The 8,356-nt window shown below is 47.8% G+C and carries 6 protein-coding genes; 2 read left to right on the top strand and 4 right to left on the bottom strand.

Annotated features, from left to right (window positions below):
- Positions 1-858: transposase (locus ACO6V1_RS21125; protein WP_422468373.1), on the bottom strand; the 858-nt coding region annotated here is incomplete at its 3' end.
- Positions 859-1,371: 513 nt separating this feature from the next.
- On the opposite strand from ACO6V1_RS21125, the gene mutL reads away from it, so the two are divergent.
- Entirely contained in the window at positions 1,372-3,336 is a 1,965-nt protein-coding gene (gene mutL, locus ACO6V1_RS21120; RefSeq protein ID WP_422462902.1) for a DNA mismatch repair endonuclease MutL, read from the top strand.
- 133 nt (positions 3,337-3,469) lie between these two features.
- Here mutL and napF read toward each other — a convergent pair whose 3' ends face one another.
- Together napF and ACO6V1_RS21110 are read right to left on the bottom strand one after the other, a co-directional pair.
- The gene (napF, locus tag ACO6V1_RS21115) at positions 3,470-4,039 is read right to left on the bottom strand and encodes a ferredoxin-type protein NapF (protein WP_422468371.1); all 570 of its coding nucleotides are present in this window, start codon (positions 4,037-4,039) and stop codon (positions 3,470-3,472) included.
- A gap of 241 nt (positions 4,040-4,280) precedes the next feature.
- A complete protein-coding gene (locus ACO6V1_RS21110; protein WP_422468369.1) occupies positions 4,281-5,603 on the bottom strand; it encodes a TatD family hydrolase in 1,323 nt (440 codons plus the stop codon).
- Between the two features lie 569 nt (positions 5,604-6,172).
- Here ACO6V1_RS21110 and ACO6V1_RS21105 point away from each other — a divergent pair.
- Positions 6,173-8,029 carry a hypothetical protein gene (locus tag ACO6V1_RS21105; RefSeq protein ID WP_422468367.1) on the top strand — a complete coding sequence of 619 codons (1,857 nt, stop codon included), beginning with the start codon at positions 6,173-6,175 and terminating at the stop codon, positions 8,027-8,029.
- Positions 8,030-8,115: 86 nt separating this feature from the next.
- Here ACO6V1_RS21105 and ACO6V1_RS21100 read toward each other — a convergent pair.
- On the bottom strand, positions 8,116-8,356 hold a 241-nt coding region (locus ACO6V1_RS21100; RefSeq protein ID WP_422468365.1), incomplete at its 5' end, for a hypothetical protein.

The following is an 8,356-nucleotide window of genomic DNA, read 5'->3' as shown; positions in this document are numbered from 1 at the left end:
CATAGTCTGCAGCCATTCATTTGGGTCAATACCCAAGCGCTCCAGGATAGGTGGTACATCGTCAGTTATACGACCACGTTTGCCTTTGCGGATAATTCGGCCAGACCAGTCAACCAGTTCAAAATAGCTACTGAGTGGGTATGGAATCGCCTGTTCAGGGTTTTGCCCCTGAGCTTTTAACGGTTTCAAGTGTGCCTTTTGTTTTTTTCCGTTTGCGCTGTCGTATGTCTCAATGCGCTCTTTAATAGAGGTATGTTCTGAGGTTTCCAGTGTTGCAGCAATTTTTGCCCGGATGGGGTTTAAGTCGACATAGGCCATGCAAGTCAGCAATGCTGCCTCATCTAACAGGGCCTGACTTTTGTAACGACCTTCCCAAAAGCGCCCTTTGCACTCATCTTCTTTATTGGCCAGTCGGGCTAAGTATTCGTTAAGGCAGCGCATGAACCAGCTGATATCCATTAAGCGACCTCGGTACTTCTGGGCATATTCTTCGACACGCAGCAGCTCTGCTTTGCCCAGCTGATCGCCGGCAAGATAACGCTGAACCAAGTGCGGGCCAGAAAACAGCTGCGTCCAGCGTTGTAAGACTTTTTTGGTGTCCCATTTTTTGGCTTGCTGACTATTGATATGGAGCACCACATGATAATGATTCGACATAACCGCATAAGCACAGACTTCCAGGGCAAAAATACCAGAAAGTGCCTTCAACCGATCAACCACCCACTGCCTGCGATGCTCATAGTTTTTACCTGAGAAATTGTCTTTGCCGCATAGGAAAGCCCTGCGAACACAGCGTGCCATGCAGTGGTAGTAGGGCGTATTGGCTGGATCTATGAGGTTTTTTCGGGCAGTCGTCATGTCATTTTATTGGTTAGGGGTATTTTATTGGTTACTGGGTATATGTCCGTAATGCCCTTGAGAGGCTCCAGAAGAAAAATAGACAGTGTGGCCGATTAGTCAAATTTTAGGTGTCCTTTATTTCCGCTTGTCTTTGGGTGTCCTTTATTTCCTTTTTTTCGCTTGTCTTTGGGTGTCCTTTATTTCCTTTATTTCTTGGGTGTCCTTTATTTCCTTCTTTATTTCCTTTTATTTTTTCTTCTTTATTTTTTCCTTTTATTTTCCCTTTCTTTTGGGTGTCCTTTATTTTCTTCTTTCTACCGGTACCTGTTGGACAGAATGATCTGTGAGTTGCAAACGGTCATTGTGTACATCCCCCCCGCATCATGCTGAACAGTAAACATGTAAAGAGTACCCTTTAACTGATAGTCTTGCTCAAAACTCGATATTCGATGGTAAAAACCGGGGAAACTTCCTCCCGGTATTGTTACATTAGGCTGGCCTGAGAACTCTTATTGGACCCAATAATCGACCATGAAACCCATTCGTCTTCTTGATAACCGACTGGCTAACCAGATCGCTGCCGGTGAGGTGGTGGAACGTCCGGCTTCAGTCGTCAAAGAACTGCTGGAAAACAGCATTGATGCCGGTGCCAGGCGTCTGACGGTTGAAGTGGAAAATGGCGGTGTCAAATTGATCCGTATCCGTGATGATGGTCATGGCATACCCAGGGATGAGTTAGCACTGGCACTCTCCCGCCACGCCACCAGTAAGATATCTGAACTGGAAGACCTGGAAGGTGTGGCTACCCTCGGATTTCGCGGAGAGGCGCTTGCCTCCATCAGCTCAGTTTCCAGGCTCACCCTGACGTCTAATGTGGCAGAACAGGCGTCAGGCTGGCAGGCCCGAGTGGAAGGGCGGGATATGGAAGCGCAGGTTATGCCCGCACCGCATCCGGTGGGCACCACCATAGAAGTCAAAGACCTGTTTTTTAATACGCCGGCCCGTCGTAAGTTTCTCCGTACTGAAAAGACCGAATTTTCTCACCTTGAAGAGGTGGTTAAGCGCCTGGCTCTATCCCGCTTTGATGTAGGCTTTACCCTCCGCCACAATCAACGCAGTGTCCATCAGCTTCGTCCCGCAGTTACCCAGGCGGAAAAAGATCGCCGGGTAGCTGCACTTTGCAGTCCCAAATTTATTGAACATGCGGTTATTATTGATGTTGCCGCCTCTGGCCTGAAACTGTACGGCTGGGTGGGGCTGCCTACGTTCTCCAGGGCCAGTGCTGATCTGCAGTACTTCTTCGTTAATGGTCGTGTTATTCGGGATAAGCTGGTGGCTCACGCAGTTCGTCAGGCCTACCGTGATGTACTTTACAGCGGGCGTCATCCGACATTTGTCCTCTACCTGGAGTTGGATCCGGCCATGGTAGATGTCAATGTGCATCCTACCAAACATGAAGTCCGTTTTCGGGATGGCAGAACGGTTCATAACTTTCTGTTCAGTACTTTAAATCGTGCCCTGGGTGAAGTTCGCCCGGAAGATCAGCTACCACCCACGGTTTTGACCAATCCGCCTCAACCCACGGCATCGGGTATTGATGCCGGTGAGTTTCAGGGGCAGGAAGCCATCCAGCTTGCAACCGCCCCGACAGCATCCGGCAGTACCGGGCATTATGCCAATCAAAGCTCCGGCGGTAGTGGTAATCCTGACCGTCGCCCTGCTTTATCAGAAGCGCCATCGCCCGGCCAGGTTAAACGACAGATAGAAGCCTATAGCCAGCTATATGCCACCTCAGCAGAGCCTGTAACTACCAGTCAGGCGAAAGCCGTGGGTGACCATGCGGTACAGGAACCCGGCGTCGCATTTCCCGCTCAGGTGTCGGCGCAGCCGTTGCCGGAAAATGACTCTCTGGCACCGCCTCTTGGCTATGCCATTGCCCAGCTGAAAGGAATATATATTCTCTCGGAAAATGACCAGGGGATGATTCTGGTGGATATGCATGCCGCTCACGAACGGATTACCTATGAGCGCATGAAGCAGTCCTATCAGGAACAGGGGATTCTTGCCCAACCATTGCTGGTACCTAAATCTGTATCGGTGAGTGAACGTGAGGCAGACTGTGCAGAAGAAAACAGCGAATACTTTACCCGTCTGGGACTGACCCTGGAGCGGATGGGGCCGGAAACGCTGCTGGTGCGTCAGATACCGGTGATGCTGCAGAATGCCGATGTTGAGAAGCTATTGAGAGATGTGCTCTCAGACTTGATGCAACACGGTACCAGCGACCGCATTGAAGCCCATATCAATGAAATACTGGCCACCATGGCCTGTCATGGGTCGGTGCGGGCTAACAGAAAACTGTCCATTGAAGAGATGAACGCCCTGCTTCGGGATATGGAGCAGACAGAGCGCAGCGGACAATGCAACCATGGTCGCCCAACCTGGACCATGCTCACTATGGATCAATTGGATAAGTTGTTTTTGAGGGGGCGCTAGGAGCCTGTCGTACTTAAGACTGTCCTACTGCGGTTGCAATAAATTGGTCTAAAAATTCCTGCTTCTTCGTCAAATAGCCCCGCTATTCTCCTCAGAAGCAGAAATTTTTATCCTCAATTTCTCGCAATCCTCGCTACGGACGCTTAAGTCCGACAGGCTCCCAGGAAGCTTTGGCCATAACCAATACACGACTGTAGCAATCCAGAGCACACTCGCCACAGCCACTGCAGAGACTGAGGTCTATCACCGGCTTATTATCCGCAGCAAAGCTGATCGCCTGTTCAGGGCAGGTTTCCTCACAGAGGTTACAGTACATCCCCAGTTCTGCCTGGCAACTGCCAGCAAGTTGGGGAATCACCTGCCGCTTTTTCCCTTGTTCACGGCTCAAGGCTCCCGATGGGCAGGCATCAACGCACTGTCCACAAAAGTCACAACGACCGTAAGAAAGGTCCAGTACAGGACGGCCAGAAAGAATCTCTTCTTGCTCATCGGATTGTCCCAGCACCCGCATTGGGCATTGCTCAATACACTGATCACACTCGGTACACAGCGCCAGAAACAGTGTGTTATCTACTGCCCATGGCGGCCGTGGATAGCGGCTATTGGGGATCACCTGCTCGGGCTCAGGGGCGAAACGCCGGAAAAAAGCCCGCCTTGCCGGGGATACCAACTGTTCGTCTTCTGTTCTCTGTATATCGGACACGACTTAACCAGAAGCCTGTAGGCTTGAAAATTGTGACCCAACATACGCTGTTTGAAGAATGATTAAACCGGTATTTATACGTGACACTTTTCGCCCAGTGCTCCTTTGCCTTGTTTGGCTTGAATTTACAGCGTATCCAGTCAAAAACAATCGGGATGAATAACATTTGGTTGGCTAATTTTTATATCTTATTGATTGATTATTGCCCAATCATTTTAACCAGTTATTTACCGATGCTGTGTCAGTCGACGAGTGAGAATATCCGGCGGGCATTTTCTGTGGTTGCAGCAGCAATCTCTTCTCCATCCACACCCAGGACCTGGCTCAGCGCATGGATCACATAGGGCAGATTGGCCGGTTCATTATCACTTTGTCTTTTGCCACGACCACCACTGCCATGATCAGGCTGCCGGGGCATAACCAGATAAGGTTTTAAAAAAGGTGCATCGGTCTCAACCATCAGCCGGTCACGCAGGGCTTCCCAACCGAAAGAGCGCAGCGCACCCACCAGATCTTTATTACGCGTGTTGCCGATCCAACCGGTAATCCCGATGGAACAGCCCAGATCAAGATAAGCCTGCAGCTGCTCACTGTTACCGGTGAAGCAATGAACGCAGGCCATGGCTGGAGAAGGCAGTTGATTTATGTAGTCTGTCAGAATTTCAATGAATTGCTTATGGGCACCCCGCTCATGCAAAAACAGTGGCTTTTTCAGTTGTACCGCAAGCTCCAGCTGCTCTCTGAACACATCTCTTTGGACATTTTTGGGAGACCACTCACGCACAAAGTCCAATCCACACTCACCTACTGCAATACAGTGGCTGCCGCCCCGTTCAATAATTTTTTCCATTTCCGGTATGCCACCATCTTGCTTAAAATTCCTGGCTTTGTGTGGATGACATCCCACTGTGTAATACAAAGAGCATCGGGAGGAATCGGCAGACGCACAGGCTCCAGCGGCCCTGGTAGAATGCGGAGATTGCTTCAGCCATTTATCCACGGTTTTCTGCACCTTTTTTGCTAAAGCAATAGAAGTACCCGTTATCATGATGCGACCTACGCCTGACCGGGAAGCATCGGCAATAACCCGGGACAAGTCATCAAACCTGTGTCCGATGAGATTGGCTCCGATATCAACCAATGGCGTCTTGTATCGAGGCCTGAACTCCGCAGGCGTCAAATTCGCCTTGCTCAACTCTGGTCGGGCAACTAACTGAAAATCAGAAGAATCACAACCTCTGGCAGTAACATCAGGTGATGCAGCTGTCTTGGTTGAGCGCTGGCAATGACGGGACTTCAGCCCCCTGTCGGGCCTGGTCTGCTGCTCCTGGACGGCAGGATAGGCCGGGTTGTCCAGGTATCGGGATGCACAGGGGGATGCACCTGAAAAAGGCTTATCAGAAGCACCTGAGCGGCTCTTCTTTTTTTTAGTTTTCCGGGCTTTTGACGAACTGCCTTCTTGCCAGACTTTCAGATCCGATTCGTCGGCAGCCGCCTGCTTACCTTCGTTGCTAACGTCATGAGAGGAAACGGGATTGGATGACGTGATATTGGCCGGAGTCATATTAGTCAGCTCGCTCCTGTCTCACATCATTAGAAGTTACCGTCAACATTTTCACGGAACACAGGCACTTTTAACTTGAACGATCAGGCTAGTGAACGGATGCGACAATTGCCACTGTACACGACAATATTCATGGTGTGTTCTCCCATCTGACCAGGCTGAGAAAACGACAGTATCAGTATGGTACTGGTTAATGCTGATAATAATTCAAACGGTATTGGCACCTGTTTAACCCAATAAGCACTGTGCATCATGAAATCATGAATATCTGCTCTGGTGTGTATCGTTGCAGTGCAGATATCCCCGATTTCTGGCTTATCCACATAGAATAAAGCCTTATCAGCATCACTTTTTCTCTATAAATTATTGAATTATCCCTTTAAAAAAACCTTGGCACTAACTTTGCGTAAGCATCAATGGAATATCTATTAACTGACCTCAAGGAAAGGGATTTATGGCTTACATTAGAACCCAGCGAGTTTTCATGGCAAATACAGTTTTGAACTTATAGTTAATCAAAAGGTCATAATTTTAAGGTACTATTACAAATTCAGGGTAGTTTTCAGGGCATGTTTAATTCTCCTTTATCAATGGGCAATGGTTTTCCTTCTTTTTTAAATTTTAACGGAGGACAAGGTACTTTAATCACAGATGCAACCCAGCCCCGTGTTTTCAATACGCCAACTCCGGGTTTGTGTCAGTCTGAGCCAATGTCAATGATGCCCGGACAGAGTATCACTACTCAATTACAACAAAGGAATATCAAGGCAACAGAGACAACACATTGCAATATAAATCCGGTAATGCATGCTGCCCCTGCGGGTCACAGGCAATTCATAAATCCCCCCCAGCACCGTAAAGAAACGCCCCCCATGTTGACGTTTAGCGGGATCTACAATCCAAATTTACAACGCTCCCCGGGTTATCGATTCAGTTGCCCAGATCAAAGTGCGTCATTTTTGCAATCACCACCAGTTTCCGGCCTGCGCCCTGATAGTCAGGATCCTTTATTGTCGTCCGGTGTACTCATCAGATCCAATCGTCCCCCATTAATGTCAGACGCCTCTCCAAAAGCAACGGCTCCCCGTTTACCAAGTCAACGACTGGCTCATTTCTCCCCCACCCCTGTAGAGGCTAATCTGCCCCGACAGGTTTCCCGGGTTTCGCTTCAGCTGCCTCTGCCTCCAAACCACCCTCTGGTTTCGCAGATCAATGCTGCAGTGTTAAGTGCACCAGCGACTCCCGATTTGACCTTCAGGCCGACCCTGGAAATCGGTAACCACAATGCATCAACGGTGCCCCCCCACAACCCTGCAAGAAAATCCTCGCGGCTATTGTCAGTTGTAGCACAAGCCATTTCTAACACCGTCATTCCTCAGCTTAAAACGGAGATAACCAGCACGGTCAAAGCTATAATGCCTGATGTAATGCGGGAACTATTGGGGGAACAAATCAAAAGTGAGGTAACCAATGCTGTCAAAGCTACGATGCCCTTATTACAGCAACAAATAAATCAAGTTGTTTCATCATCAATAACAGCAACTATTCCGGGCATGCAACCCCGTCTTGTAAAATCGGTTTCAGAAGCAATCAGGCCATTATTAGAAACCAGGCTGGAGGAAGCAAACAAACAACTTCGAGAACATACCGATAAAATACTGGCAGAAACCACTGAAAAGCACATTAAGAACGCATTTGAAGAAAATTTTTCTCAATACCAGGCACAGCAGAAAAAAACTAAAGCAAGTTCTTCAAATTCATCAAACTGGGTTCTGGAAACCCTGAATGGCCCTCCTCCTCTGAAAAAAATGCGTACTTCGGGCGAATCGATTCCTGTTGCTGATCCTGAAGTTGAGAGCAGCCAGATTAATGTATCAAAATTAAGCAGTGAAGTGAGTAAGTTCATGCGTATTAAAGAACTGAACAACAATGAGTGCACTGTCGGAAAGATTCTACAACTGGCAGCTCGATTAATTGATGATGATAAGGAATTACTGCTCCGGGCTGCAAAGCCAAGAGCAAAAAGACCACGCACAAACCTGAATCATCATGAACGAATAAAATTAGAAAAAGATAGAAAAAGAAGAATGCAGAAACAAATTAATTCAGGGATAGAGGAACTTGGAAACAGTGTTAGACGATTTTCGGAACAACATCTTAAAGAAACAAGACCGGGTCACGATAGCACCCCTGGTGAAATCATTGAACAAGCATGCTCTATCCTGCGTGATAAAAATAAAAATACTTTGGAAGTGCCGTCTATTAAAAGGAAAGGTTTACGCAGTGCGGGAAAAGGTATAACTCTCAGTGAATATTACAAAAACCTTAAGGCATTATTAGCTAAAGAGAAGAGTAAACCGGAAGATACCGGTTCTTTGGAAAACAGTGAAGCAGATACACCGTTGGCATCAAAAGAATCGTCGTAAAAGAATAAGCAGGAAAATAAACAATAAATTTTCTAAATTGCAGCCTAAACCCTTAACGTGCGGAAACAGTACAGGAAATAATTTTTTCATTGGGACAGGTTATGGAATAGGGCAAATTCATCCAGGGATGCCTCATTCAGGGCCAGATGTTCACTATCAAGCTCATCATCAAAGCAGACCTGGACAGATCCCTTGTGCTTGCAATAAACAACCAGAGGCAACGGCTGTTTAATACCCAGTGCCTGTTCACACTGACGTTTTGTCCGCAAGATATCAGCAATGCTTCTTGATGGGGTACGCGCAACATAAAAGCATTTGATGTCTGTT

It is taken from the genome of Endozoicomonas sp. ALC013 (assembly GCF_049310205.1).
GTDB lineage: Bacteria > Pseudomonadota > Gammaproteobacteria > Pseudomonadales > Endozoicomonadaceae > Endozoicomonas.
The sequence above is the reverse complement of the archived record's forward strand: the minus strand, read 5'-3'. Positions and strand labels throughout refer to the sequence as shown.

Coding starts and splice junctions, on each gene's coding strand:
- mutL (WP_422462902.1), top strand. CDS start 1,372: ATGAAACCCATTCGTCTTCTTGATAACCGACTGGCTAACCAGATCGCT.
- ACO6V1_RS21110 (WP_422468369.1), bottom strand. CDS start 5,603: ATGACTCCGGCCAATATCACGTCATCCAATCCCGTTTCCTCTCATGAC.
- ACO6V1_RS21105 (WP_422468367.1), top strand. CDS start 6,173: ATGTTTAATTCTCCTTTATCAATGGGCAATGGTTTTCCTTCTTTTTTA.